The organism is Okeania sp. SIO1H4 (genome assembly GCF_010672695.1).
GTDB lineage: Bacteria > Cyanobacteriota > Cyanobacteriia > Cyanobacteriales > Microcoleaceae > Okeania > Okeania hirsuta.
The window spans coordinates 127,579-153,838 of sequence record NZ_JAAHGB010000006.1 but is presented as its reverse complement, the minus strand read 5'-3'; the positions used below and the strand labels follow the sequence as shown (position 1 = coordinate 153,838).

Here is a 26,260-nt window from a genome sequence, read left to right as displayed (position 1 = left end):
AGAAAAATTTGGTAAAATTTAAGTTACTAACTGTCAATTCCAGCGCAACAAGACTCTCTCCTTAAAGACAGTATTTAAATGAAAATAGACTTTAAGGGCAAGGGAGGCAACTGTTGTAGTAAGACAATTAATAAAGCTTTTTACGATAAAAGCTTTTATCGTAAACTAAAAGTAATAGCTGATGGCTGACAGCTGAATGCTTACAAAAATTGAGGTAAAAAAATATGGCTTATGTAGCAGTAAAAGGTGGAGAAGAAGCAATCAAAAATGCTGAAGCACTATTGCAAGCTTTACGGCGGGGAGACCCCAATATTTCTGAACTAAGTTTAGAGCAAATTAAACAACAACTTACCCTCGCAGTTGATAGAGTTATGTGCGAAGGTGCCCTATATGATCGAGACCTAGCTGCTTTAGCAATTAAACAATCATGGGGGGATTTAGTTGAAGCAATATTTTTATTAAGAGCATATCGAACTACTTTACCAAGACTTTATTATAGTCAACCATTGGATACTATCAAAATGAAGATTCGACGGCGAATTTCTGCAATATTTAAAGATATTCCCGGAGGTCAATATTTAGGACCAACTTTTGATTATATTCATCGACTATTAGACTTTAAATTAGCTGCGGAAGGAAATAACTATACTGCTCCTCAAAGCCAAAATTTAAACTTAGATGAAAACTTTCCTAGAGTAATGAATATTTTAGAGAAAGAAGGATTAGTTTATGAGGAAAAAATAGAGGATGATAAACAACCTTATGACTTAACAAGAAAACCTCTAAAATTACCCGCAGAGAGAGACGCGAGATTACAAAATTTAGCTCGTGCAGATGAGGGTTTTTTACTTAGTTTAGGGTATTCAACTCAGAGGGGTTATGGTCGTACCCATCCCTTCGCCGGAGAAATAAAAATGGGAGAAGTAGAAGTTGTTATTTGTCCAGAAGAATTGGGTTTTGAAATAGCGATCGCTGAGATTACTATTACTGAAGCTGAAAATGTAAATATGTTTACAGGTAGTAAGGAAGCAGCACCACAACTTACCCGTGGTTACGGTTTAACTTTTGGCTATAACGAACGAAAAGCAATGTCAATGGCGTTAGTGGACCGTGCTATGCAAGCTAAAGAATTGGGGGAGGAAATACAAGGACCTGCTCAAGACCCGGAGTTTGTTTTGTATCACTCAGATAATGTTCAAGCTCAAGGGTTTGTACAGCATTCAAAATTACCTCACTATATTGATTTTCAAGCAGAAATAAATTTAATTAGAAAGCTGCGGAAGGAACACATTTAATAATGAATAATGAATAATTAACAATGAATAATTAACAATTAATTGCTGAGGCAAAATTAATTACCTAATTTGACTCCCTAGTATTAATTAGTTGATAATTTAAGTGTCGTCTAAGTTAAGAATTCTTTTTTCACTCTTGGTATTAGGTGGTAGGTAGTCAACAATGAATAATGAATAATGATTGAAGAAGGAGACAGGAGACAGGAGACAGGAGACAGGAGGAAAATTACATGGGGATTCTAACCCCAAGTAATTTTGAACACCGTGTAGACGGTGGGGTATTAAACCCACAAAGAAAATGATAATGAATAATTAACAATTAATTGCTTAGGCAAAATTAATTACCTAATTTTATTCCCTAGTATTAAAATGTGGGTTATAGATATAGCAAATAACAGAAAGGAATACCTGGCACAGGAGCAAGATGCTCCCACTGTTCTTGTAATAAAAATAATGACAATGCACGACCATTACAATACACCACCACCTGATATTTAAGTTATTTATTCTGACTCCTGACTCCTGACTCCTAATAACAGTTTGATAAATGTTTGCTACGAATTTCTGTTGCCTGTTGCCTGTTGCCTGTTGCCTATTCCCTATTCCCTATTCCCTATTAATTTAAATTCCCTATATGTTAAATAACCAAAATCTAAAAAGCTCAAATGGCAAAGTAAATAACTCACCAGAAAATGATTTTAACTTTGCTTATTTAGACGAACAAACAAAACGTTCTATTCGCCGTGCTTTACTCAAAGCAGTCGCCATTCCTGGTCATCAAATACCTTTCGGTTCCAGAGAAATGCCAATGTCTTATGGATGGGGTACGGGTGGCATTCAAGTTACAGCTTCAATCATTGGAAAAAAAGACATTTTAAAAGTAATTGACCAAGGAGCAGATGATACAACAAATGCAGTGAATATTCGTCGCTTTTTTGTGAAAGTTTGTGGAATAGAAACAACAGAAAAAACTACAGAAGCAACAATTATTCAAACCCGCCATCGGATTCCAGAAACTCCACTTCAGGAAGGTCAAATTATTGTTTATCAAGTGCCTATCCCGGAACCATTGAGATGGTTAGAACCCTCTGAAAGAGAAACTAGAAAAATGCACGCTTTAGAAGATTATGGAGCAATGTATGTAAAATTGTATGAGGATATTACGAGATTAGGAGATTTTGCTACGACCCATGATTATCCAGTAATGGTAAATGACCGTTATATAATGAGTCCGACTCCTATCCCACGATTTGATAATCCTAAAATGAATTATTTACCTGCTTTACAACTTTTTGGCGCGGGAAGAGAGAAGCGAATTTATGCAATACCTCCTTATACTCAGGTGAAAAGTTTAGATTTTGAAGATTATCCTTTTACTGTAGAAAAATGGGATAAAGCTTGTGAGTTTTGCGGTTCTACAGAAAGTTTTTTGGATGAAATTCTGATAGACGATCTAGGAAATAAAATGTGGGTCTGTTCTGATACAGATTATTGTAATCAACGGCAAAAACAACTTGAAGAAGGAAGAAGGAAAAAGGAAGAAGGAAAAAGTGGATGAGCATAGTCTTTAATACAGCACTTCCTGTCTGATAACCCCAACCAATTTTCATTAATGGATAATGGATAATTACCTCGGGTTTTAACCGTTACGGAATTGAATATAAGGAAATATCCTAGCACTTTTTTTCCCCTTGAAAGAGGAGACGAATAAAGCTGAATTATTTAATTAACAATTATTAATTATTAATTATTCGGTAAGCACCGTTTCAAGAATTGATAATTGATAATTACCTTTCTCTAAAAGGAAGAGAATTAAATAAATAAAAGGTAAGCATTCAGCTATTAACTGTCAGCTATAGCGCAAAAAGACTCTCTCCTTAAGGACAGTGTTAAAATGTAAGCATTCAGCTATTAGTGGTCAGCTCAAGCGCAATAAAAATAAATGAACCAAGTATTTGCTTTACTTCTACTACATTTTTAAACTAAGAATTGAAGCACAAGAACAACGGGCTTAAATTGTCCATTAAAGGTAATAAAGCTGACAACCGATAGCTGACTGCTGTTTGCGCAGCATTCCGGAGGAAATGCTTACATAAAAGCTAAATTAAAACTACATCATGGTGGATTATGGAACCATTATTAAATGTTGAAAAATTGAGTAAGTTTTATAGGAATATAAAAGCTTGTGACTGTGTTTCTTTCAATCTCTATACTGCCCAAGTTTTAGGAATAGTAGGAGAATCAGGTTCAGGCAAATCTACTTTATTAAATGCTATTGTAGGAAACATACCAATTGAAGGCGGAAATATCACCTATACTACCTCTAGCGGAGAAGTATTAACACTCCCAAAACTATCAGAAACTCGTCGTCGTTTATTAATGCGAAATGAATGGGGATTTGTTCAACAAAATCCTCGTGATGGTTTACGAATGAATGTAACTGCTGGAGCAAATATTGGCGAACGTTTAATGAATATAGGAGTAAAAAATTATGGAAAAATTCGGGAAGAAGCAGCTTATTGGTTAAGGCAAGTAGAAATAGATATTAATAGAATAGATGACTTACCAAAAATGTTTTCTGGAGGGATGCAACAACGTTTACAATTAGCTCGTGTTTTAGTCACAAAACCGAGGTTAATATTAATGGATGAACCTACTGGAGGTTTAGATGTTTCGGTACAAGCTCGTTTATTAGATTTAATTCGTTCTCTGGTGCGAAATCTCAGTTTAAGTGTTATTTTAGTTACCCATGATTTAGGGGTGATTAGATTACTTGCTCACCGTTTATTAGTAATGAAAAATGGGCAAATTGTTGAGTCTGGTTTGACTGATCAAGTATTAGATGACCCTCAACATTCTTATACTCAACAATTAGTTAGTTCAACATTAATTCCATGAGTTATATCATGTCCGGCAGCATCAGTATTGTAAGCGTGAAGGTAAGGAAGAAGGAAGAAGGAAGAGGGAAGAGGGAAAAGGGAAAAGGTAGGAAGGTTTAAGAGCAAGAAAAAAACTTTAATTTCCTGTATATATTCACGCTTTGGTTTACACAAACGCGCGCCAACGGACATAATATTAAGGAAGAAAGAGCGAGGGAAAAAAAATTATGACAAAAGTCAAAATTACATCTTTTTTTGTCCTGGTTTGTCTGACGTACATTTTTCTTTTGCCTATTCCTGACTTCTGCCAAATTTTGACTGTTACCTATTGCTATATTTGTCAAATCTTTTGAGTTGACCCAACCTACGGGAAACAAATTTTTCAGCATCAGCATTTCACGGTACTCAAATATGAAAAATTATTGATGACTACTCAACTACTAACAACTAATCATCAACTAGAAAATAGTGTGGTCGAAACTTCTCGACTACTCAAAGCACAAGCAAAAAAATTAGGAAGAAATTCTCATCCCTTTGCTTGTTTCAGCAATATGACAATCAAAAACAACTATACAGTAGTTGAATATTGACTAAGGAATTATCAAATTATCTAACCTTTTTTGCGTTGACCCAACATGGTGAGAAGCAAATTTTTCAGCATTAGTATCTCACCTGACTTAGAGATAAGAAATTATTGATGACTACTCAAACCTTAATAACTAATCATCAGCTAGAAAATAGTGTGGTCGAAATTTATCGACTACTCAAAATACAAGCAAAATAATTAGGCAAAAATTATCATAATGATAGGTTTCGTTAAGAGGATAAATTATCTCGCCAAAACCTATACAATAGTTAAATATTAGGTAAATAATTATCAAATTTTCTAGTTTCAGCCATCGCAATAATTTGACTTTTAACTATTGCTATATTTGCCATATTTTTTGGTTTTACCCAACTTACGAGAAACAAAAAAAAAATCACTATCAACATCTTACAGTACTCAAATATGAAAAATGATTTATGACCGAAAAATTATGGTTAATAGCTTCCCTTTTTCAAGGGATGAGAAAACAGAATATTCTAGATTTCAATCCTCTTGCTTTCCTACGGAATGCTGCGCAAACAGCAAGATGTACTGATAACTGATAACTAATAATTGATAACTGAAATGACTATTCAACTACTAACAGCAAATAATCAGCCAGAAAATACTTTCCCAGAAAACTCTTTATTATTAAAAGCAGAAGCATTAGAAAAAAGCTTTACTTTACACAACCAAGGCGGAGTAAAATTATCAGTCTTAAAAAATATTTCTCTCAGTTTAACAGCAGGAGAATGTATTGCTTTATCTGGTAAGTCTGGTTCGGGAAAATCTACATTTATGCGTTGCCTTTACGGTAACTATCGAGTCGATAAAGGTTCGGTTTTAATCAAACATAAATCTACCTGGGTCGATCTTCCTAAATTAGCACCCCATCAAATATTAGAAGTACGAAAAAATACTATTGGTTATGTTAGCCAATTTTTACGAGTAATTCCTCGTGTGGCAGCTTTAGAAGTAGCAGCAGAACCTTTATTAGAATTAGGAACTGAGCCAAAAGTAGCCTATCAAAAAGTGGCAGAATTATTCGATCTATTGAATTTACCAAAACGTCTTTGGCATCTTTCTCCTACTACTTTTTCTGGAGGTGAAAAACAACGAATTAATCTCGCCAGAAGCTTAACAGTTGATTATCCAATTTTATTATTAGATGAACCAACATCAGCTCTAGATTCTGTCAATCGTCAAGTAGTAATTGAACTTTTAGAAAAACGCCTAGTTAATGGGTGTGGTTTAATCGGCATTTTCCATGATGAAGAAGTAAAAAGAAGACTTTGTACCAGGGAAATTATGTTTGGAATTTAGTTAATAGATATCTCCATAAAATAGGGAGTAGGAAGTAGGAATTTTGCATGAAACGTCCGTACAGAGTAGGGGGAAATAATTGATAATTTATGTACGATAATTGATTTTATTTTTGATTTTTGGAGATGTTTAATGAAACCTAAGCATTCAGCCGTCAGCTATGAGTCATCAACTATTGCTTTTGAGCTTTATTAAACCCTATATTCAGGTAAGCATTCAGCTATCAGCCATCAGCTATCAGCTTTTTTTATTACCTTTAAAGGAGGAAAAAGTAATTGAGATATTTCCAATAATTAGTTGAAAATGTATTATGAAATTAAGCAGATGGCTGCTTTATTAATTAAAAAGCTGAGAGCTAACTGCTTATGGCTGAATGCTTAGATATTAAGGGGTATTATTAAGTCAGAATCCAGTGATAATTAAATCTTACAAAAACAGGTTCCTTTGAGGTTAAAGTCTATATTCATTTAAACACTTCCTTCATAGGAAAGTTTTATTGCGCTCGAACTGACAGCTAATAGCTGAATACTTACAATGAAACTTAAACAATTTTCCAGCCAAAATAGTGAATTTAAAACATTTTTCATTGAACAGTATCATTTTTTGACTATGGGGTAGTTTTTATTAAAAACAACATCTAGAAAAAGAAAAAAATGAGAAGGTTGAAAGTTTTGTATTTTATCGCAAAAGTAAAGTTAGAGCTTATGAAAAATTAGAAACCATAGAATATCAATAATTAGCCTTAATGAGCCTTTTGGCTTTTGTCATACTTTTATTGATCTTCCCTCGAAATAATGAAAATAGTTAGTAAGCATTCAGCGGTCAGCTATAAGCTATTAATTCATTGCTTTTTATAGCAGGAATTAGTATTGAGATATTTAAGGATAATTCAAAGTATTGTAAAAAAAACTAACCTTGACCTTAGCAGTGTATATTCATTATTTATGAAACAGCTAAAAGCTGACTGCGAGCTAGCTGTTTGCGCAGCATTCCGCAGGAAATGCTTACAATAGTTAAACTTCATAATCAATAGTAATTTTATCTGCCAAAATTGGCTTAATCAAAGTCTTAATAATTTCTTGATGATAGGCATTTTTTGCATAAGCATCAAGAGCAACTTGATCCTTAAATTGCACTACTAAACCATTTTGAAAACCTTGAGAAAGCTCCGAGAAATTATTCCCACAAGATATATCAATTATTTCCGGCACTTTCTCTTTCATTCCTTTTAAAGCAGACATAACCGAGGTAATAGTTTCTGCTGAAGTATCTGGATGCCACTTAAATAAAACTATATGTACTATCATATAAATCAATCTTTCAAAACTGCTCCTGTATTTTAACAGAAATAGAGGTTACTATAGAGAAACTAAAAATTCCAATTGGTTAATTTAAGATTAACTGTTGATTAAATAAATATGAACGAACAAATTTACACAAACTATCGCCTACAGTTACCAGACCAAGAAACTATTGGTACTCTCATAGTTCGTGATGGAAAAATAGCCGAAATTCAGCCAGGAATAGTTAATATTGGTCAAGATGGTCAAAGAGAATATTTAATGCCTGGACTGATAGAACTTCATACAGATAACCTAGAAAAATGTATGTCTCCTCGCCCTGCTGTAAAATGGCCTTTAGCAGCAGCAGTATCTTACCACGACCGAGACTTAATTACTTCTGGAATTACAACAGTTTGTGACGCGATCGCCATTGGAGATATTAAACCTAATTCTGTTCGAGTTAAGCGTTTTGGTGAAATGATTGAAGCTATTTTTGAGGGGCAAAAAACAGGTAGACTTCTGACAGATCATCGGCTACATTTACGTTGTGAAATTTCCTTTGAAGATATATTTACTGCTGCAGAAAAATATGCAAATAATCCGTTTCTTTCTCTCATGTCTTTGATGGATCATACTCCTGGTCAAAGACAATTTGTGAGTGTGGAAAAATATAAAGAATATTACATGGGTAAGTATGGAATTAGCGAAACAGAAATGAATAAATTTATTGCCCATCGTCAGGAAACTCAACAACAATATGCTCCTAAAAATCGTCAAGCATTAGTTGAATTAGCAAAACAAAATGGAATTTCCCTAGCTTCTCACGATGATGCAACAATAAGTCATGTGCAAGAAGCTTTAGAGAATGGGGCAGTTTTAGCAGAATTTCCAACTACTTTAGAAGCGGCAAAAGAAGCTCATAATTCTGGATTACAAGTATTGATGGGAGCGCCGAATTTAGTATTAGGAGGTTCTCATTCTGGAAATGTATCTGCAATGGAATTGGTAGAGCAAAATTTAGTAGATGTAATTTCTTCAGATTATGTACCTCGGAGTCTATTACAATCTATTTTTATTATTAGTCATAAAATTGGTAAACCTTTATATGAAGCTATGAAATTAGTTACAATTAATCCAGCTAAAACTATTAATTTATCTCACGATAGAGGAAGTTTAGAAGTTGGCAAACGTGCCGATTTAATTACGGTACATGATGATGGTATAGTCCCCCATTTAACTTCAGCGATCGTTAATGGCCGTCGTGTTGCTTAAACTGTTGATTTTACAGAAGGGAGGATTTTTTTAAGTCTTACTTCACGGAAATTTTGCCAAAATTAAATGTAAAATCAATCAAGTATTTTAGGCTGTAAAAATTTGTGGGCTAATTCCCCTTAACAAAATTTCAAAACTTAGTATGAAGGTTGCTATGGTAAATTTTCACCCTAGTCAAAAAATCTAGTTAATGGTTAAAAAAGTCATAATTTCACTGAAATAGATAACCCTAAAAAACACCATCAAATAACGGTAAAATTTCATTGACTAGAATTATAAAGTCAAGAGTAAATCTGTTTTAATTAACCCCTAACAACTAATTATACTAATTCCCAAAAATAATGCTATACTTCATAAAAAATTCAGTTATTAAGTAATAATAATTGTTAAGTAATGTTTGTAACGATTCCCGGTATTAAACCAAAATATCTTATTTCTTTGAACCCTACTCCCTACTCCCTAACCCTCAAAGATATGTAGCAATACTTTTGATATTTGGCATTATTTTTTATCACTTATAAATACACAATGAAAATGAAACCCGATATAAAAACAATCATTCAAATTCTTTCCTCAAAAGGTCATATTCAATATAATCAAGAATCTATTAGTCAACTAGAACACGCTCTCCAATGTGCTACTTTAGCAAAAACAGCAAAAGCTAATAATGAACTAATTGTGGCTTGCTTATTTCACGACTTAGGACATCTAATTCACGACTTAGGAGAAGATGCTGCAAACAAAGGTATTAACGACCATCATGAATATCGTAGTATCAAATATTTAAAACATTTATTTGGAGAAGCTGTAACAGAACCAATTCGCCTTCATGTTGAAGCAAAACGTTATCTTTGTGCAACAAAACCTAACTATTTTTCAAGTTTATCACCAGCTTCTCAACAAAGTTTAGAATTACAAGGAGGAATATTTTCTTCTGATGCTGCTGCTCAATTTATTCATCAACCCTATGCAAAAGATGCAGTAAAACTAAGAATTTGGGATGACCAAGCTAAAGTTGTTGGTTTTAAAACTCCAGATTTAAAACACTTTACTCAGATAATTCTTGAAGAAGGAAGAAGGAAGAAAGAAGAAGAAAGAAGAAAGAAGGAAGAAGTAAAAAGTGGATAGGGACTCAAACCCCAACCAATTGTAAACATCCTGTAGATGGCGCGTTATTAAACCCAAAAGAAAAAGATAAAACTATGATAATTTAGGTAAGCATTTCCTTCGGAATGCTGCGCAAACAGCCATTAGTTATTGATTAGAGGAGGAGTTTATTAATGGATAATTGAAATGGATAATGGACAATTACCTCTCCCTTTTAGGGCTATCCCTGATAAGGAACTTCTGAAAACCTTGTGGGGAGCAGGGGAGTAGGGAGTAGGGGAGAAGGGAGAAGCAGTCAATAAAGCTTGGCAAAACTACTTAAGTCCTCAAAAAAAATGTACTTTTCAATACATGATTTTTGAAGAAAAAGCCTCTGAAACACTCACACATAACTTGTCTCTAAAAGTCAATTTTTATGTCAAGAAAGATGTTTATAAATCATAGCTTTTAGGGAGAGGATTGACCAATAAGGAAAAAATTTATTCTCTTGGTCGATTAGATATGGCGAGGAAACCTCGCCATCCCTCGACCGCTTTTTTCCCCTTGAAAGGGGAGGCTTTTACCCTAAAATTGTTTAATTATTTAATTATTTAATTATTAATTATTCGGTAAAAGCAATTGAAAAATTGATAGAGAATTAAAAGTTACTGCCAATGTACGCTCATTCGTAAGGATTCAGGTATCTCAAACCCAGTTATAGAGAGAACTCTGAAAATGACTAACTCAGCAATTTAATAGTCTCATTCTCAATAATGACGAAAATAAAGGTTTGTAGCCATTTCTAATTGAGAATATAATTTGGGAGATAATTGCCGGAAATGCTTATCTATCAAGATTTATAGGCTTTTCCATAGGACCTGAATCCTTACGCTCATTCAGCCTTAGAAAGAATTATTAATTATTTGCTGTTTGCATAGCATCCCGCAGGGAAGCGCTGACTCCTAAGAGCTGTTTGCGCAGCATTCCGCAGGAAATGCTTACTAATTTAGTAATATTGACAATTTATTAGTCATCAATTTTCCTATCAATTTCAAACAGGAAAACTACCCTTGATATAAGTTAATAAATTTAGTTATTAACAGGTAGTAAATCGGAGCAAAAAAATAATATAATATTTTTTCGGTTATATTATCCTAGATTAATTGTTCAAAATTACAAAATTAAGTAATTATCACAATTAATTATGACTGATTGAGAATAAATCAACCACCTTTAATAATAAGATAATTAAAATAGAACTGCTCTTGATAAAGAGCGTACAATTAAAATATTATTGTCTACAACTTTTTATGAATTTGGCATAAATTGTTTTAATATCTATTTGACTAAAAGAATAGATTTTATTTCTCCTGACTACTTACTACTAAAAATACCCTAAATATTTATAGTAAAAACTCATACAAACGGTATAAAAAATTAATTATAACTATAAAAAAAACGATGAATAATTTCCCAAAAATCACTCATGTTATTTATGACTTAGACGGTTTACTTCTAGATACAGAATCAATTCATGCTCAGGTAAACTTAGAAGTTACCAGCCGTTATGGCAAAATTTTTGATAAACAAACTAAGTGTAAAATTACTGGTAGAAAATCAATTGATTCTGCCAAAGCAATTGTAGAATTATTAGAACTACCTGTCACTCCCGAAGATTATCTTCAACAAAGAAATACCCTCACATATCAACGCTTTCCTGAATCAAAACCAATGCCAGGTGCAGTTCATCTTACCCAACATTTATATCAAAATAAAATACCTCAAGCTGTAGCTACCAGTTCTTCCAAAGAACCATTTAATTTAAAAACAAAAAATCATCAAGAATGGTTCCAATTATTTAATCATATTGTTGTAGGAGATGACCCTAATCTTAAACATGGAAAACCAGCACCAGATATTTTCTTAATAGCTGCCAAAAGATTAGATGCTTCTCCCAAAAATTGTTTAGTATTTGAAGACTCTTTAGCAGGAATGGAAGCTGCCTTAGCTGCAGGAATGTCCGTAGTAGTTGTACCCGATCCTGATATGGATAAAACCTTATTTTATTCCGCCCATCAAATTCTTAATTCCTTAACAGAATTTCAACCCCAATTATGGCAACTACCACCATTCTTTTGAAGAAGGAAGAAGCAAGAAGCAAGAAGGAAAAAGTGGATAAAACCCAAAAAACTTGTAGACACCGTGTAGACATTGAGGTATTAAATCCATAAAGGAAAAGATAACGATAATATAACAATATATTATCGTTACCTGCGGTGTCCACAATTCATTAGAGTTTAACTAACTATCAGCATTTTCCGTACCGGAATGCTCCGCAAACAGCATTTCCAGACCGAAACACTTTTTAATTCTCTATAAGATGGAAAAATTAACCTAAAACCTAAAACCTACAACCCTCTTCAAAACCATATATTTTTGAAAAAGTTATAGTATATCTAAAAATTGACACTTTCACCGTTAAATATCGCGACTATAACGGGAGTCCTCTTTCAACATTTATGATAGTTTTTTATTTATACGAACTCACTAAATAATTATGATATTTACTCAACCTATTCCTTTAATTCGCTCCAAATTCGGCTTTACTCTCCTAATTACGGCAGCTTTCATTCTTTTACAACAACCACTTAATGCTCAATCTGAAAATTCCGCAGAGCAAGAAATTCCGATTCAAGTTTCACCAGAAAACTCTACAGATCCACAAAACCTTCCTTCTTCTCCAGTTCCAATACAACCCACACAACCCGAAAATGTTCGTCCTTTAAATGAACAAAATAGTCTTCTCAGTCTTCAGGGAGGACAACGTTTAATGAGTGAAGCTGACAATGCCATTACCTCAGAGAATTATAATTTAGCTAGTCAGAAACTTCAAGAAGCTCGTCAAATATTTAATCAACTTTCTAATTTCTATAGTCAATTAGCTGCTAGTTTTTCTGGTATAGATAATCGTCTGGCAGATGACCAACGTACTAAGGCATTGGACACTGCTCAAATGAGAGACCAGGCCACTTATCAATTAGCTTTAGTCCACCGGGCGCAAAACCAACCTGAATTAGCAGTACCATTACTTGTTCAAATTATTAGCTCTCAGCAACCCACTCGCGATCTAGGAAAAAAAGCCTACCAACAATTACTAGAATTAGGATTTGTTGATATTCCCTATCCTAGATCCTCTGGAGAGAACCAACCTCCTAACTCATCCCAGTCTCTTAATTAATATAGCAAGGAACGAGTTAGTGTTTTACTTATGTTAATGATGAACCGTAAGACACAGAAATACTTTTCCTACTGTTGCCTGTTGCCTGTTCCTTGTTCCCTGCTATATGTAGAATAACAGTAACTTTACAGTGGAAGAACAATGAATTTAGAAGAAGTTGAATCAATGATTAAAGCTGAGTTGCCAGATGCTCAAGTACAAGTCCAAGATTTAACCGGCGGTGGCGACCACTTACAAGCGACTGTTGTTTCGTCTCAGTTTGAAGGAAAAACTCGAGTTAAACAACATCAAATGGTTTATGCTGCTGTACAAGAACCTATGGCGTCTGAAGCTATCCATGCTTTGGCTTTAAAAACTTATACTCCTCAAGAGTGGGAAGCTGTGGGACAAACTTCTTAATTTTTGCTTTTGAGTTACAACGCAGACAGGATTATTTGGTTATATTAGCCATAATTGATTAACTTTGATAATTTGCCTCAATATATCAGGCAAGTTAATAGTATCTATAAATCAAACAGCACTCGGCTATTTAGTTAAGGTAAAGATATCAGCAATAGGTTGGTATCAGCTAAATGCTGAATGCTTAGATGAACATCTTCTATTTGAGGAAATAGCTATGACTCTAACTCCAGAATTGAAAGCCAGAATTGATGACTTAGTTACTAAGAATAAAATTATGGTTTTTATGAAGGGTAATAAGTTGATGCCCCAGTGTGGTTTCTCTAACAATGTTGTACAAATATTGAATATTTTAGGAGCTACCTATGAAACTTTTGATGTGTTAGAAGATCCAGAAATTCGTCAAGGAATTAAGGAATATTCTAGCTGGCCAACAATTCCCCAGGTTTACATTAGTGGCGAATTTATCGGTGGCTCTGATGTGATAATTGAAATGTTCAATAAGAATAAAGAAGAACTAGAGCAAAAGGTAGCAATTGCTTTAGCCTCTTAGACACTCTGTATTTGTCAATCTAAAACTATTAAAAAAAAGAATGAAGGGCGTTATTCAATACCCTTCATTTTTTAATTACAACTACTTTAATTTAGTAATAATCTACTTCAGTTTCAGTTTGTAATGCTGGCATTTCAAAATTTGAAGGGTCGTATATGTAGCGAGTTGTTTCTTCCTCCAATCTATTAATTAAAAATGGTTCGATCGCTTTTGAGATTCTCAAAGATGCTAGGTAGCCATCTAAATATATACGCATCTCCTCATAGCGGTAACCACGGTTCCACATTTCGACGAGGGCGTCAGTGAGTTTTTGATAGTGGCGAATTGTTAGAGCGTCGGTTAACATGACCTTTTTATTCTCAGAATTAATGGTTATATTTTCAGTTAAAACCTAGTCTTTAGGTTAATGTAATTTGATTTTTAGTGCAACTTCTAGTGTTTTTTTTAGATTAGTGTTAATTAACTATAAAGTTGGTATTACACATTACAGGAACACTTATAGCTGAACATTTTCTTGACTATTATTTTTGCTGCTTTTATTTTAAAACAATTTCCTCAACCCTCTCAACTCTTTAGTAGACTTATAAATCTATTGATTACCAGTCCATCTTATTTCTACAATAGATTTATTGTAGTTTCCGCTAATTTTCAAAATAAATTCAAAAATATTGAGTTGGAAAAAAAATAAAATATGTGATATAGTGAAATGTTGAATACACTAGATAACTTTGATTTTGGTCGTGCAAAATATTAGGAATTAGGGAAAATTTTGCCTGGAACACTGTTGATATAGACTAGATTTTGATAGCTGTAAGGCCAATAATTAATTGACAATTGATTCATCGCACATTGAGAAGAAGTCAGAAGAAAGAAGTAGTAATCAACCGAGAAAAATTAAGTAGGAGGTTTTACCGCAAGGAAGTAAAAGTTGATTAGTTTTGATTAAAGTATACTTGTGGGAAGTCGCTCAAAAATAATCACTGTTAGTTTTGCAGAGGAAATATCTAAGCAGTGACCTATGTTACAAAACTCTTACTAGACTTTATGTTAACTTAGTAGTAGCTAATTATAGGAAAAGCCATTAGGAATTAAGTGGGAGCTGCTTGTATTCTAATTTTAGAAGGAAATCCGCGTTTGCGATCGCTGCTTGGTTGGCATTTGCAGCAAACAAACCACTCTGTACATCAGTCAGCGAATATTGATCATGCCAAGCAATTAATACATAGTCATTGCCCAAATCTAGTAATTATGGAAGCTGACCTACCTGATGGAAATAGTCTCGAATTTTGTCAGTGGGTTCAGCAACAGCAAAAGTCCTTAATTTTTATGCTCTCCTCGCAAACAACTGAAGCAGATATTGTCGCAGGATTAAAATCTGGAGCAGATGACTATCTCACCAAACCTTTTGGTATGCAAGAATTTATGGCCAGAGTAGAAGCACTACTACGTCGGCAGAGGAGCATTAGTTGTAGCCCACCTATAAGTCTAGATTATGGTGACTTGATTATTGATTTAGTACATCGTAGAGTTAAATTGAACGGCAGTTTAATTGATTTAACTCCACAAGAATTTAGTCTCCTTTATGTCTTAGCTCAATCAGGGGGAATACCCCTAACTCGCTCACAATTACTACACAGAGCATGGCCAGACTCTATAGATAATCCTCGTACCATAGACACCCATGTACTATCTCTGCGAAAAAAAATCGAAATTGACCCTCGCCAACCTAGTCTAATTCAGACAGTTAGGAATGTAGGATATAGGTTCAATCGAGAAATCTTAACTATAAATACATGGGAACAGAATTATCAGAGCTATAGACAACCTCAAAAAGTTACACCTGCTTAATATTAGACTAGTGGTTTTATAACTTAAAAAATGCCCAAAAACCTTGTTCTGTAAGGATTGTAGCTATTGGATGGCAAAAATGCTGGGAATTACTGCTCTGTCTAGGTTAGAGTGATTTTTTCCCTTTATTTAGCGACAAGTCTATTATACTAGCTCCATTCTTCAGTTTCTTGTCTTTGTCTTTGTGCCTGAATAATACTATGGCGTAACTTAACCCAATCAACTTTACTACTAGGAGAGTCTTCAATTAATTCTCCTTGCTCTAGATGTAACAATTGTGTGCAAAACTGTTGAGCTAAATCTATTTGATGGTTAACCATAATCACCGTTACTTGACTTTCTGTTAACGTTTTCAATACCCCTATAACTAGATCTGCTGTACCAACATCTAGAGATGAGGTCGGTTCGTCCAATAATAGAATTTTAGGTTGAATTACAGCAGCACGAGCGATCGCTACTAACTGTTTTTGCCCCACTGAAAGTTGTAATTCTGACCTGGATAACCAGTCGGGAGGAATATGCAACTGCTGTATCCAATATTCACATCTTTGCTGAATTTCAGGTGGCCTTATTCCTCTGAGTTTTAAAGGATAAGCGATCGCTTCTGCTACAGACATTCCTAAAAGTTTTGATTCCTGTAAAACCATTGTCACTTGTTGTCGTAATTGAGTAACAGGAATCTTGCTATACTCCTGGTTATCCAAATATATAGAACCAGAAGTAGGGGAATTTAATCGATTTAATAATCGCAATAGAGATGTTTTCCCTGCTCCAGAAGTACCTACTATAGCAACTCTAGCGCCTTTTTCTACAGCAAAAGAAATATCTTTCAGTAAATACTTAGAGCTAACTGGAGCGGTCAAACTTACTCGGTCTAAATATAGTTGACGCTGCTGCTGTCCCATTTTTTATCTTTTTCTTCATAAGTTTAATACCTCACACTGATGGGGTGATGGGGTGATGGGGTGATAAAGATACCTAGAAACAAAAATTCGGTTCTTCCTTCTTCCTTCTTCCCTCTTGCTTCTTCTATGTAGAATACTTCCCCATACACTTTTTTAGTCCTTCGGTTCTTCCTTCTTCCTTCTTCCCTCTTGCTTCTTCTATATAGAATACTTCCCCATACACTTTTTTAGTCCTTTAGTCCTTCGGTTCTTCCTTCTTCCTTCTTCCTTCTTCCTTCTTCAAGAAGAAATAGCGATCGCGTTGGAAATAGTCCAGGCATCTACTAATAGTAACAATATCGTACAACCGAATAAAATCAAATACATCCAAGGCTGCGATAAAGGACGTACATCAGTTGTATCTATACCTGTCTTGGCCTCAACTATTCTCACCAACTTGGCAAAACCCACTATTCGCATGGGCAACAAATAACCTTTTTCAGAATTACTTACAAAGTAATATACTAAACCTCCCTGACCTGTAGTCCGAGGTTTGAGAGCTTTTATTTCTGCCCAAGGCAAATACCAACCTTTGCGAAACAGGTCTGGCACCCAGACTGGATAGGATACCTGAATTCCCTGGTCATCAATAATTACTCGTTCTGTTAAAGCTGCGTATAATGCTACTGCTCCTAGTGCTAGTCCCGCTCCTAAAATCATAGGAGGTACTGGCGCATTTGTGACTTGAGATAGAAAAGGTAGAGGTATAGTCAATGCCACATACAAACTTAAAAGGGTTATTTTAATCAGAGGAGAAATTCTAAATACAAAAATTTCTGAGTCTTGATTTTGAGACATTTTTTCTTAACTAAATATTTTTAATTTAAGAGACTTATTATTTGTTCATTAAAAACTTTAGAGGAAACAGGTATAAACCCATTTCCTCTCTAACATCCCTTTGAATACAAAAACACAAAATAACTGCATTAGTTGGGAGTATTAATTATCTAGGACATCAACTTTTTTCTGATGGAATAATTGTGACTCAGTTGATATATCCTCGACACTTCTAAATTAAATTAATCCACTGCACTTAAAACTGCTGCTGGTTTTGCAGGGGTTTTCCGTCTTTGAGGTAAACTAACTAATTTTGATATACCCTGTTCAGTTTTAGAAATAGAGGAATAAGGGCCTTGATTTATTTGTAGGCGATCACATGGTATTGTATCAGATAATATAGAACTTGCCATCATGCCTGTATGAATTTCCATAGAAGCGCCCATAACAGATTCAAAAACTAAACGCTGCCCTGGAAATACAACCCTCTCAAAATACCAATTTGGTATATTACTAATTCTCGCAATTTGGATTTGACTTGTTGCATTAACGTAGCAGCAAAGAATTTGATTTGAACTGTTAGATGGTAAGGGATCAAGAATTTGTGTCATAGTCTATTGAAAAGTTTTTACTTTAAACAAGTTTTAGTTATATCTACAAGTTAACATCAACCGATCCCAATCAGTTGTAATCTTGAATACTGACTAACAATATTAGCATCACATGGCCCATATAAATCTGAATAAAATCTTAAGATTATTCCAAATTTTCAGCTTTTTGTTTAATTAAAGCTTCTTATACTTAGGAATGAATGTAGCTCTATATAGTCGGGTATCGGTTTTAGGGAAATTAGGTGATGATTTGCACCCTTGAATTTTTGTATCAAAACTTACATTCTTAGAAATTTCATACTTAAAATCAGCAACACCTATATTTTACGATTATTAAGATTGTGTATCAAAATTTTAAGAAAATAAATACTAAAATTAAATAAGTCCACCATATTTGTTATCTTTCTTCAAAAAAATACTTACAAAAAGTTATATATGTGATAAGAAACATTGATTATGGAAAATAAAGTTCTTTATGTTCGTCTTCCTTGTAATCCGATTTTTCCCATCGGAGTTGTTTATCTATCAGATCATGTCCACAAGTACTTACCAGAAGTAGAACAACGAATATTTGACCTTGGGGCAGTACCTCCTCTGGACTATAAAACAGCTCTCAATGATTGTATTGATGAGTTTAAACCAAATCTATTAGTGTTTTCCTGGCGAGATATTCAGATATATGCACCTGTAGGAGGTCGTGGAGGAAACCCTCTGCAAAATGCTTTCGAGTTTTACTATGCGAAAAACCCTCTGATTAAATTTAGAGGTGCAATAGGAGGTTTGCGGTTAGCTGTTTCCTATTATACAGAACTCTGGCGCAATGTAGGACTAATAAAACAAGGTCTCAAAAGGGCGAGAAATTATCGACCTGAAACTCGTGCAGTGGTTGGTGGTGGAGCAGTAAGTGTATTTTATGAACAATTAGGTCGTAGTCTACCCACTGGTACTATTGTATCTGTAGGAGAAGGAGAGGTATTGTTAGAAAGACTTCTTCGAGCAGAAGATTTTAACGATCAACGATGCTATGTGGTAGGAGAAACATCACCACGCGATCGCTTGATTCACGAAAAACCTGCTCCTGTGGAAAAAACTGCCTGTAACTACGACTATATTAATAGTATTTGGCCAGAATTTGTATACTACTTACAAGACCAAGATTTCTATATAGGGGTACAAACTAAACGTGGTTGTCCTCATAACTGTTGTTACTGTGTTTATACAGTTATTGAGGGTAAACAAGTCCGGATCAACCCTGCGGATGAAGTTGTTGCAGAAATGAAGCAACTATACGATCGCGGTATTCGTAACTTCTGGTTTACTGATGCTCAGTTTATTCCTGCTCGTAGGTTTATGGATGATGCGGTTGAATTATTGCAAAAAATCCTTGATGCAGGTATGGATGATATTCACTGGGCGGCATATATTCGTGCTGATAACCTCACTCCCGAGTTGTGCGACCTCATGGCAAAGACTGGGATGAATTATTTTGAAATTGGCATTACCAGTGGTTCCCAGGAACTGGTTCGCAAAATGCGAATGGGTTATAACTTGCGGGTAGTATTGGAAAATTGTCGAGATTTAAAAGCTGCTGGTTTTAATGATTTAGTTTCGGTGAATTACTCATTTAATGTAATAGATGAAACTTATGAAACGATTCGACAAACTATTGCTTATCACCGAGAATTAGAGAAAATTTTTGGAGCAGAAAAAGTAGAACCTGCTATCTTTTTTATTGGGTTACAACCTCATACTCATTTAGAAGATTATGCCCTGAAAAATGAAGTTCTCAAACCAGGATATGATCCTATGAGTTTAATGCCTTGGACTGCCAGAAAGTTATTATGGAATCCAGAACCTTTAGGTGCATTTTTTGGAGAAGTTTGTTTAGAAGCTTGGCAAAGAAATTCTAATGATTTTGGTCGTGAAGTAATGAATATTTTAGAAGAAAAATTAGGTCGTGCTGAACTGGAAGAAGCTTTAAGTGCGCCTATAGTATCTTCAGAGAAAAAACAGTTAGTCAAAGCAGGTTAATGTTAATCATGGTGCGTTATTAGCGCACCTTTTCGTATTAATAAATTTCATCTAAACCTGTAATCATAATTTCACTAAGAATGTAATATTCATTAGTAAGCATTTAGCTATTAGCGGTCAGCTCTTCCTGCGGAATGCGCTCGCATTCAGCTTTTTAATGAATGAAGCAAGCATTTGCTTAACTTCTACAACATTTTTAAACAAAGAATTGAAGCACAAGAACAGCAAGCTTAAATTCTCCACTAAAGGTAATAAAGCTGATAGCTGATAGCTGACCGCTGTTTGCGCAGCATTCCGTAGGAAATGCTTACCTAGTTTTAATAAAAATTTGATTAAAGAAATATGTTCCTTCAGAATTTTGAGCAATACCAATACCACTTAAATTATAGTCACCTACCATATTTTTATGATGACCAGGACTATCTATCCAACCTTCAACAGCTTGTTCTCCAGGATTATTATAACCAAAATTATTAGCTAGATTTTCTGCTGCACTTTGGAGTTGAACTTGTTGACTAATTACTTGTACTCTTTCCTTAAAACCATCATGGCTAAAAGTTGTTTTTCCATTAGCCATTTGTTGAGCATGAATTCTAGATTGTTGAGCAATAGTATTATCCCACTGGAGAGGTGGTAAGTTTTTAGATTTTCTGTATTGATTTATTTGAGCAAATACAGTTTTTTCTAACCCATTAACATCAGGTGAAATTGCTACTCTTGGTCTGGAGATAGGAGTTTGTCTAGAATTTTGAATTTCTGGCATTTCTGGCAAATTTTTAATAACTTGTTGATAATTACAACTACTCAACAATATTGCCAGACTCCAGAAAGTTTGTTTTAAATATTTATGATTCATTCGTTAATCTACTCTCTGCTATGTGCAACTTCTTTAAACTCCACTTTCTTTTATTAATTCTACGGCTACATTTGCCACATTAATAACTTGTTCTAAAGTGGGATTTTACGAGGCCAAAATAAATCGGCAAATCCTGTTTTTCCCTTGCGACTACCATCAGGAACTACCTCTTCACATTTAGCACCTACTTCTTTTAAACCTTCATATCTGAATGCTTGAAAAAATATATTTAGAAATAACCAACCATCACTTCTTTTTGTACCACTAATATATTCTCGACAATAGTTAAGAAAAGCGTGGATACTTTCTGGTGTAGCTGGCATAATAATATCGTTTATGAAAAATTATATTGTATTAACAATAAATATAATACCATTTATCAACAACTTTTCTACATTTTATGAGCAGGGACATTTCATGGAACATCCCTACTTTAGAGGTATGGAATCTCCGTACACAGAAGTAAATATCAGATAATTAGTACGCCCTCTGATTAATGATGATGAAAAAGGTAAAATTTGGCGATCACTACAAAATATTTATTATAGAAATCCAAAATGGTACAATTTGAACGGCTAAGTTTTTAATCATTTTAAACCCCTAGAAAAAATGCCCAGGAAAATTACTCAAATCAGAGAAAATATTTCTAACTATAATCTGGTTTATCGGAAAAAGAAAAAATTTAATTTACCATCTCAGCAAAATATCAAGATATTTAATCGCCCAGACCAACTAGAAATAATTTTGTTAAATCAACTCCAAACTAAGAATAATCAAAAGTATCAATATTTGTTGATTTTGTTAGAAAAAGGAAATCCTAAATATACGGTTTATGCTGAAAAAAATCAAGCAAAACAATCCGTAATTTATGGTTATGACGAAATAAGAGATAAGCCTAGAAATAGTCAGACAAGAAAAAGTATTTCTGAATCAGAATTTGCTGAAATTGCCGAAGGATTTATTAATCAATATCTTCAAGAAAAAACAATCAGAAAAGTAAAGGTACTTGAAGCAGAAAAACATAGAAAATATCAGGAATAAAGATTCCGAATTGAATCAGAAATACGGAGAAAAATTGAGAAAAAAAACCGCATAGTTGAAGCGGAAAGAATTAAAACTATAGAGATAGCACTAGAAAAGTCTGGCAGGGATAAAAGTCAGCTTCCAGAATTTATGAAACTTCAAAATATGATTAGTAAATACTTAAAAGTCAGCTTAGATAAAGTAACTTTAGATAGTTATATTATCAATGATTTGGGATTAACAACTGAGACTAACTTTTCTAATACTCCTCTAGTCAAAGCACTGAAAAAAGAATTTCCATTGGAGATGCAAGATAATATGCTTTCTACCACAGTTGGAGATTTATTTTACTTGATTATTCTCAAAAAAATGATTGTTAAATTATTAAGTTAAAAGTTAAAATTAGAGTTAGATAAAATCAATCTTGTTTACTGCAAAAAATTTAATTCGCCGTCTAACATAAGAATTGCATTTACTCACCTAGATAAACTAGAAATAGTTTTGTTGAGTCAAGTTAAAACCAAAAACAATCAACAAGATCCATATTTAATGTTTTTCCTCGAAAATTCAGTTCCTAAATATTATGTTTCTTCAGAAGAAATTGAGATTGAAAAAAAGTATGGAGAAAATATTGGTAGTATTCCTGTAGGGCACAAAAAAGAAATGATCAAATCCTACTTGATTCAGTTCTACGATCAAATGGAAAAACAGTTAATAAATAGTCAGAGAATAGAAAGCATTGAAGAATATAAGTTTGCAGAAATAGCATTAAAGTTAATGAGAAAAAATGCTGAAAAAAAACCCAATAAACTTAGAAGTATAATTTTAGAAAGAGTTAAAAAAGTAATTAGTCAGGAGTTGAAAATAAATATAGAAAGAGTTAAACTAGAGACAATTTTCAGTTTCGATAAGCTAGATAATATAAAATTTAAATTGGTATTAATGGAATTGCAAATGGCACTCGAAAAAGAATTTAAAATGCCGTTAGAAAAACTTGAGGTAGAGTTACCAGGTAATGATGGGAAATACTCGTGGAATATTAAAGGAATATGCAACTATATTTGTGATGCAATTATTAATCAAGCAAAAAAGGAGACAACAAAGAAAGGTAATTAGTATTTATAAAGTAGACAAACTATAGTATTTTGATGATTAATATTAATTACTGAACATTTTTCAACTTTACTGAATTGACATATCTAAAACGGTGCGTTATGACGGATTGTTAAATTCCTTTCACAGTCTAAATTTTAGCCGTCTAACGCACCCGACAAATTAATTATTTACAAATTAATTACCCCTCCAAAAACTTAGCCACTGTCTGCACATCCTTATCCCCACGTCCAGAACAGTTAAACACAATACGCGGACTACCATTTAACTGTGGACAGAGAGTTTCCAAATAAGCGATCGCATGAGCAGTTTCCAGTGCTGGAATAATACCTTCCAACTGAGACAAACGTTGAAAAGCAGCCACTGCCTCATTATCAGTCACACTATAATATTCAGCTCTACCACTATCCTTCAAAAAACTATGTTCGGGTCCGACACCAGGATAATCTAAACCTGCACTGATAGAATGAGGTTCAATTATCTGACCTTCCTTATCCTGTAACAAATAACTCATAGCTCCATGCAACACACCAACACGACCAAGAGTCAGAGTAGCAGCGTGTTTATTAGTCTCAACTCCCTCACCACCAGCTTCTACACCGATCATTCGGACTGACGACTCATTCATAAACTCATGGAATAAACCCATTGCATTAGAACCACCACCAACGCAAGCAATCAAAATGTCAGGCAAACCGCCCCACTTTTCCAAACATTGAGTGCGGGTTTCTTGACCGATAACAGCATGAAAGTCTCGTACCATCATCGGGTATGGGTGAGGACCTGCAACAGAACCAAGAATATAGTGGGTAGTCTCCACGTTTGTTACCCAATCTCGAATAGCTTCTGATGTTGCATCTTTTAGAGTGCCGGTGCCAGCTTCCACTGGTCGTACCTCCGCTCCCATTAGTCGCATTCTGAATACATTGAGAGATTGACGTTCCATATCGTGAACGCCCATATAGATGATACATTCCAATCCAAACCGAGCGCAAACTGTGGCAGTGGCGACACCATGTTGACCAGCACCTGTTTCCGCAATGACACGTTTTTTACCCATTTTCAGAGCTAATAGAGCTTGAGCTAAAGCATTGTTGATTTTGTGGGCACCAGTGTGGTTGAGGTCTTCCCGTTTGAGGTAAATTTGTGGACCAGTACCATCAGGTTTGGCATAGTGAATTGTGAGACGTTCGGCAAAATAAAGAGGACTAGGGCGACCTACATAGTCTCGCAGAAGTTGTTGGAGTTCTTTTTGGAAAGCGGGTTCTTGACTGTATTTTTTGTAGGCCGCTTCTAGCTCAAATAAGGCAGGCATTAATGTTTCGGGGACATATTTACCGCCAAACTGGCCAAATCTGCCGAGAGTATCTGGTTGTTGAGTTGAAGTAGGATTTAGAGGTGTAGTAGTCACTAATTTTTTCTCAAAAATAGAATATTTTTCATTATATATAGGCTTTTTGTTCAACAATTAATAATTAATAATTAATAATTACCTCTCCTTGAAAACGGATAGGATTGACTAAAAGGAAAATTTGGCGTTGCTGATTATGGGTATGATGCAAGCCCCCCTAACCCCCCAATTTTGGGGGGGAATAAAACTCTAAAAGTCCCCCTTGGAAAGGGGGAAACCAGAGGATGCTGCGCTTTTTGTTGAATGGGGGATTTAGGGGGCTTGACCAGAACCAAACAATCGCGCATTCATACTTCAATTCAGCAACGCCGAAAATTTTTTATTTTTTCTCCTTTAAGGGAAAGGCTTTAAACCTTAATTATTCAGTAAAAAGGAAATTAGGGGGAGGGAAAAGGTCTGATAGTTTCAGATTTTCGATCTATTTTTTGATTTTTTACTAATGATATAGGATTGCTATATAGAGGTTGATTTAAAATTATAAAAAGTGCAACTTAGATGTACATAAATTCTTGTATTTGTATCGATAAACTTTTTTAATAAAATTTAAACTTTTATTGGTATATATCAAGCAAATATAACTTTTGTAAAATATTGTTATAAAAATCACCTAACATTTAAAAAAAAGTCCAAGATAATTAATATGGCAGTTGAAGGAAAAGTTAGAACAGATCGAAAGCTGAAAACTCAGATAACGTAAGATTTTTCTTTTCTCCTAGATAACTAAAGTCTTCTCTCCTAGATAACTAAAGCCTTCTTCCTTCTTCTTTCTTCCTTCTTCCTTCTGCTATATAAGTTTCTTGTCTTTATGTATTTAAAACTTACAGAGAAGAGAAACACATCTAAATTTAAAGTTTTAGATGAAAACATCAAGAAAATTTTAAGATAAAATTATGAAAATTGAAGAATTTTTGGCACGTTATGCCTCCGGAGAAAGAAATTTTCGGGATATTGATTTATTTCGATCTGAGCTTAGTAATGTGAATTTAGCTGGTGTGAGTTTGTTTCGTGCTAATTTATTCCGGGCTAATTTATTTAGAGCAAATTTAATTGGTGCTAATTTGTACAATGCTACTTTGATTGGTGCTAATTTGTATTGTGCGAATCTGAGTGGGGCGAATCTGAGTGGAGCGAACCTGACTCGTGCAGATTTGAGTGGGGCAGATTTGAGTGGGGCAGATTTGAGTGCTGCTGACTTGAGTGGGGCCATTTTGAGTTATGCTAATCTCAGTTATGCTGATATGAGTCGCGCTAATTTACAGAAAGCAATTTTAATTGATACAAATTTGAGTCATGCTAATTTAAGTGGTGCCGACCTCAAGAAGACTAAGATGAATGGGGTTGATGTGAAGGAGACTCGATTTTCTCTTGGTATTGGACTATCTGCAGAGATGAAGAAACAGTTGCAACAGCAAGGTGCAATTGTTGAAGATTTGCCTGGAGAACCTCACGCGAGTAGATTATTTGCCACTCGGTAGTAGGGGTAGGAGACAGGAGACAGGAGACAGGAGACAGGAGACAGGAGTTAGAAAAAAAGGTAGTCTTGCATAGTAATGGTAGGTAGAGATCGGGAAGAATTAGGGCGGGAGCAAGATGCTCCCACTGGCTATACCGTGAAAAAATAATTAGATACTAATACCATTACCTTGAATTTGGCAGTTGAAAGCTATCAGACTTCAGCCGATGGATGAAAACAAGTTGGAGATTTTAATCTCCGAAGTGGGGTGAATATAAG

Annotated in this window: 28 protein-coding genes; 19 read left to right on the top strand and 9 right to left on the bottom strand. The window is 34.4% G+C overall.

The annotated features are described in order from the left end of the window. The first annotated feature begins 224 nt into the window (after positions 1-224). From F6K06_RS04975 to phnL, 6 genes are all read left to right on the top strand, one after another. Positions 225-1,295, top strand: coding sequence for a carbon-phosphorus lyase complex subunit PhnI (locus F6K06_RS04975; RefSeq protein ID WP_124146792.1), 1,071 nt, complete (start codon positions 225-227; stop codon positions 1,293-1,295). A gap of 369 nt (positions 1,296-1,664) precedes the next feature. Then, positions 1,665-1,793, top strand: a complete 129-nt coding sequence (locus F6K06_RS04970) for a hypothetical protein (protein WP_275670437.1) — start codon at positions 1,665-1,667, stop codon at positions 1,791-1,793. A gap of 136 nt (positions 1,794-1,929) precedes the next feature. After that, the gene (locus tag F6K06_RS04965; protein ID WP_124146791.1) at positions 1,930-2,853 is read left to right on the top strand and encodes an alpha-D-ribose 1-methylphosphonate 5-phosphate C-P-lyase PhnJ; all 924 of its coding nucleotides are present in this window, start codon (positions 1,930-1,932) and stop codon (positions 2,851-2,853) included. Between the two features lie 569 nt (positions 2,854-3,422). Beyond that, on the top strand, positions 3,423-4,193 hold the full coding sequence (gene phnK / locus F6K06_RS04960; protein ID WP_124146790.1) for a phosphonate C-P lyase system protein PhnK: 771 nt from the start codon (positions 3,423-3,425) through the stop codon (positions 4,191-4,193). Positions 4,194-4,599: 406 nt separating this feature from the next. Further along, a complete protein-coding gene (locus tag F6K06_RS04955; RefSeq protein WP_161564668.1) occupies positions 4,600-4,764 on the top strand; it encodes a hypothetical protein in 165 nt (54 codons plus the stop codon). Between the two features lie 581 nt (positions 4,765-5,345). After that, a complete protein-coding gene (gene phnL, locus F6K06_RS04950; RefSeq protein WP_124146789.1) occupies positions 5,346-6,083 on the top strand; it encodes a phosphonate C-P lyase system protein PhnL in 738 nt (245 codons plus the stop codon). Between the two features lie 1,013 nt (positions 6,084-7,096). Here the strand turns inward: phnL and F6K06_RS04945 are convergent. Then, positions 7,097-7,390, bottom strand: a complete 294-nt coding sequence (locus tag F6K06_RS04945; RefSeq protein WP_124146788.1) for a Dabb family protein — start codon at positions 7,388-7,390, stop codon at positions 7,097-7,099. Between the two features lie 111 nt (positions 7,391-7,501). Here F6K06_RS04945 and phnM point away from each other — a divergent pair, with 111 nt between their 5' ends. From phnM to grxD, 6 genes are all read left to right on the top strand, one after another. Continuing rightward, positions 7,502-8,638, top strand: coding sequence for a phosphonate metabolism protein PhnM (gene phnM, locus F6K06_RS04940; RefSeq protein WP_124146787.1), 1,137 nt, complete (start codon positions 7,502-7,504; stop codon positions 8,636-8,638). Between the two features lie 528 nt (positions 8,639-9,166). Then, positions 9,167-9,766 (top strand): phosphonate degradation HD-domain oxygenase, encoded by a 600-nt coding sequence (locus tag F6K06_RS04935; protein WP_240039134.1) that lies wholly within the window; start codon positions 9,167-9,169, stop codon positions 9,764-9,766. Between the two features lie 1,419 nt (positions 9,767-11,185). After that, positions 11,186-11,863: an HAD-IA family hydrolase gene (locus tag F6K06_RS04930; RefSeq protein ID WP_124146786.1), complete on the top strand. Its 678-nt coding sequence runs from the start codon at positions 11,186-11,188 to the stop codon at positions 11,861-11,863. A 418-nt stretch (positions 11,864-12,281) separates the two neighbouring features. Continuing rightward, positions 12,282-12,962, top strand: a complete 681-nt coding sequence (locus F6K06_RS04925) for a hypothetical protein (RefSeq protein WP_124146785.1) — start codon at positions 12,282-12,284, stop codon at positions 12,960-12,962. A gap of 141 nt (positions 12,963-13,103) precedes the next feature. Further along, positions 13,104-13,361 (top strand): BolA family protein, encoded by a 258-nt coding sequence (locus F6K06_RS04920; protein WP_124146784.1) that lies wholly within the window; start codon positions 13,104-13,106, stop codon positions 13,359-13,361. Positions 13,362-13,578: 217 nt separating this feature from the next. Continuing rightward, the gene (gene grxD / locus F6K06_RS04915; protein ID WP_124146798.1) at positions 13,579-13,914 is read left to right on the top strand and encodes a Grx4 family monothiol glutaredoxin; all 336 of its coding nucleotides are present in this window, start codon (positions 13,579-13,581) and stop codon (positions 13,912-13,914) included. A gap of 91 nt (positions 13,915-14,005) precedes the next feature. Here grxD and F6K06_RS04910 read toward each other — a convergent pair whose 3' ends face one another. Further along, positions 14,006-14,260, bottom strand: a complete 255-nt coding sequence (locus F6K06_RS04910; RefSeq protein WP_124146783.1) for a DUF6761 family protein — start codon at positions 14,258-14,260, stop codon at positions 14,006-14,008. A gap of 746 nt (positions 14,261-15,006) precedes the next feature. Between F6K06_RS04910 and F6K06_RS04905 the strand changes: the two genes are divergently transcribed. Then, positions 15,007-15,762: a response regulator transcription factor gene (locus tag F6K06_RS04905; protein WP_124146782.1), complete on the top strand. Its 756-nt coding sequence runs from the start codon at positions 15,007-15,009 to the stop codon at positions 15,760-15,762. Between the two features lie 149 nt (positions 15,763-15,911). On the opposite strand, the gene F6K06_RS04900 is transcribed toward F6K06_RS04905, so the two are convergent. The 4 genes from F6K06_RS04900 to F6K06_RS04885 all read right to left on the bottom strand — a co-directional run bounded on the left by F6K06_RS04900 (position 15,912) and on the right by F6K06_RS04885 (position 18,094). Further along, positions 15,912-16,667: an ATP-binding cassette domain-containing protein gene (locus F6K06_RS04900; RefSeq protein WP_124146781.1), complete on the bottom strand. Its 756-nt coding sequence runs from the start codon at positions 16,665-16,667 to the stop codon at positions 15,912-15,914. A gap of 23 nt (positions 16,668-16,690) precedes the next feature. Next, positions 16,691-16,816 (bottom strand): hypothetical protein, encoded by a 126-nt coding sequence (locus F6K06_RS04895; RefSeq protein ID WP_275670436.1) that lies wholly within the window; start codon positions 16,814-16,816, stop codon positions 16,691-16,693. 130 nt (positions 16,817-16,946) lie between these two features. Beyond that, positions 16,947-17,504, bottom strand: a complete 558-nt coding sequence (locus F6K06_RS04890) for a hypothetical protein (RefSeq protein ID WP_124146780.1) — start codon at positions 17,502-17,504, stop codon at positions 16,947-16,949. 221 nt (positions 17,505-17,725) lie between these two features. After that, positions 17,726-18,094 (bottom strand): DUF1830 domain-containing protein, encoded by a 369-nt coding sequence (locus F6K06_RS04885; protein WP_124146779.1) that lies wholly within the window; start codon positions 18,092-18,094, stop codon positions 17,726-17,728. A 456-nt stretch (positions 18,095-18,550) separates the two neighbouring features. Between F6K06_RS04885 and F6K06_RS04880 the strand changes: the two genes are divergently transcribed. Then, the gene (locus tag F6K06_RS04880; protein WP_124146778.1) at positions 18,551-20,125 is read left to right on the top strand and encodes a photosystem II high light acclimation radical SAM protein; all 1,575 of its coding nucleotides are present in this window, start codon (positions 18,551-18,553) and stop codon (positions 20,123-20,125) included. Positions 20,126-20,432: 307 nt separating this feature from the next. Here the strand turns inward: F6K06_RS04880 and F6K06_RS04875 are convergent, their stop codons facing one another. Together F6K06_RS04875 and F6K06_RS04870 are read right to left on the bottom strand one after the other, a co-directional pair. Beyond that, a complete protein-coding gene (locus tag F6K06_RS04875; protein WP_287242677.1) occupies positions 20,433-20,981 on the bottom strand; it encodes a CAP domain-containing protein in 549 nt (182 codons plus the stop codon). 92 nt (positions 20,982-21,073) lie between these two features. Continuing rightward, on the bottom strand, positions 21,074-21,304 hold the full coding sequence (locus tag F6K06_RS04870; RefSeq protein WP_124146777.1) for a hypothetical protein: 231 nt from the start codon (positions 21,302-21,304) through the stop codon (positions 21,074-21,076). Positions 21,305-21,590: 286 nt separating this feature from the next. Between F6K06_RS04870 and F6K06_RS04865 the strand changes: the two genes are divergently transcribed. The 3 genes from F6K06_RS04865 (at position 21,591) to F6K06_RS04855 (ending at position 23,120) form a co-directional block, all read left to right on the top strand. After that, positions 21,591-22,022 (top strand): hypothetical protein, encoded by a 432-nt coding sequence (locus F6K06_RS04865; protein ID WP_124146776.1) that lies wholly within the window; start codon positions 21,591-21,593, stop codon positions 22,020-22,022. Between the two features lie 132 nt (positions 22,023-22,154). Further along, a complete protein-coding gene (locus F6K06_RS04860) occupies positions 22,155-22,397 on the top strand; it encodes a hypothetical protein (RefSeq protein WP_124146775.1) in 243 nt (80 codons plus the stop codon). Between the two features lie 111 nt (positions 22,398-22,508). Then, on the top strand, positions 22,509-23,120 hold the full coding sequence (locus F6K06_RS04855; protein WP_124146774.1) for an acyl carrier protein: 612 nt from the start codon (positions 22,509-22,511) through the stop codon (positions 23,118-23,120). Between the two features lie 178 nt (positions 23,121-23,298). Here the strand turns inward: F6K06_RS04855 and trpB are convergent, their stop codons facing one another. Beyond that, positions 23,299-24,528 carry a tryptophan synthase subunit beta gene (gene trpB, locus F6K06_RS04850; protein WP_287242679.1) on the bottom strand — a complete coding sequence of 410 codons (1,230 nt, stop codon included), beginning with the start codon at positions 24,526-24,528 and terminating at the stop codon, positions 23,299-23,301. A gap of 890 nt (positions 24,529-25,418) precedes the next feature. Between trpB and F6K06_RS04845 the strand changes: the two genes are divergently transcribed. Both F6K06_RS04845 and F6K06_RS04840 read left to right on the top strand, forming a co-directional pair. Beyond that, on the top strand, positions 25,419-26,003 hold the full coding sequence (locus F6K06_RS04845) for a pentapeptide repeat-containing protein (protein WP_124146772.1): 585 nt from the start codon (positions 25,419-25,421) through the stop codon (positions 26,001-26,003). Further along, complete coding sequence (locus F6K06_RS04840) at positions 25,951-26,076, top strand: hypothetical protein (protein WP_287287372.1); 126 nt, start codon at positions 25,951-25,953, stop codon at positions 26,074-26,076. Before F6K06_RS04845 ends, F6K06_RS04840 begins: the two co-directional genes overlap by 53 nt. Positions 26,077-26,260: the final 184 nt, after the last annotated feature.

Excerpts from the sequence above, each read along its gene's own strand:
- F6K06_RS04885 (WP_124146779.1), bottom strand. The coding sequence starts at position 18,094 with ATGACACAAATTCTTGATCCCTTACCATCTAACAGTTCAAATCAAATT.
- grxD (WP_124146798.1), top strand. The coding sequence starts at position 13,579 with ATGACTCTAACTCCAGAATTGAAAGCCAGAATTGATGACTTAGTTACT.
- F6K06_RS04845 (WP_124146772.1), top strand. The coding sequence starts at position 25,419 with ATGAAAATTGAAGAATTTTTGGCACGTTATGCCTCCGGAGAAAGAAAT.
- F6K06_RS04925 (WP_124146785.1), top strand. The coding sequence starts at position 12,282 with ATGATATTTACTCAACCTATTCCTTTAATTCGCTCCAAATTCGGCTTT.
- F6K06_RS04875 (WP_287242677.1), bottom strand. The coding sequence starts at position 20,981 with ATGAATCATAAATATTTAAAACAAACTTTCTGGAGTCTGGCAATATTG.
- F6K06_RS04870 (WP_124146777.1), bottom strand. The coding sequence starts at position 21,304 with ATGCCAGCTACACCAGAAAGTATCCACGCTTTTCTTAACTATTGTCGA.
- F6K06_RS04955 (WP_161564668.1), top strand. The coding sequence starts at position 4,600 with ATGACTACTCAACTACTAACAACTAATCATCAACTAGAAAATAGTGTG.
- F6K06_RS04890 (WP_124146780.1), bottom strand. The coding sequence starts at position 17,504 with ATGTCTCAAAATCAAGACTCAGAAATTTTTGTATTTAGAATTTCTCCT.
- F6K06_RS04930 (WP_124146786.1), top strand. The coding sequence starts at position 11,186 with ATGAATAATTTCCCAAAAATCACTCATGTTATTTATGACTTAGACGGT.
- F6K06_RS04920 (WP_124146784.1), top strand. The coding sequence starts at position 13,104 with ATGAATTTAGAAGAAGTTGAATCAATGATTAAAGCTGAGTTGCCAGAT.
- F6K06_RS04945 (WP_124146788.1), bottom strand. The coding sequence starts at position 7,390 with ATGATAGTACATATAGTTTTATTTAAGTGGCATCCAGATACTTCAGCA.
- F6K06_RS04910 (WP_124146783.1), bottom strand. The coding sequence starts at position 14,260 with ATGTTAACCGACGCTCTAACAATTCGCCACTATCAAAAACTCACTGAC.
- F6K06_RS04865 (WP_124146776.1), top strand. The coding sequence starts at position 21,591 with ATGCCCAGGAAAATTACTCAAATCAGAGAAAATATTTCTAACTATAAT.
- F6K06_RS04965 (WP_124146791.1), top strand. The coding sequence starts at position 1,930 with ATGTTAAATAACCAAAATCTAAAAAGCTCAAATGGCAAAGTAAATAAC.
- F6K06_RS04900 (WP_124146781.1), bottom strand. The coding sequence starts at position 16,667 with ATGGGACAGCAGCAGCGTCAACTATATTTAGACCGAGTAAGTTTGACC.
- phnM (WP_124146787.1), top strand. The coding sequence starts at position 7,502 with ATGAACGAACAAATTTACACAAACTATCGCCTACAGTTACCAGACCAA.
- phnL (WP_124146789.1), top strand. The coding sequence starts at position 5,346 with ATGACTATTCAACTACTAACAGCAAATAATCAGCCAGAAAATACTTTC.
- F6K06_RS04880 (WP_124146778.1), top strand. The coding sequence starts at position 18,551 with ATGGAAAATAAAGTTCTTTATGTTCGTCTTCCTTGTAATCCGATTTTT.
- F6K06_RS04975 (WP_124146792.1), top strand. The coding sequence starts at position 225 with ATGGCTTATGTAGCAGTAAAAGGTGGAGAAGAAGCAATCAAAAATGCT.
- F6K06_RS04860 (WP_124146775.1), top strand. The coding sequence starts at position 22,155 with ATGAAACTTCAAAATATGATTAGTAAATACTTAAAAGTCAGCTTAGAT.
- phnK (WP_124146790.1), top strand. The coding sequence starts at position 3,423 with ATGGAACCATTATTAAATGTTGAAAAATTGAGTAAGTTTTATAGGAAT.
- F6K06_RS04970 (WP_275670437.1), top strand. The coding sequence starts at position 1,665 with ATGTGGGTTATAGATATAGCAAATAACAGAAAGGAATACCTGGCACAG.
- F6K06_RS04935 (WP_240039134.1), top strand. The coding sequence starts at position 9,167 with ATGAAAATGAAACCCGATATAAAAACAATCATTCAAATTCTTTCCTCA.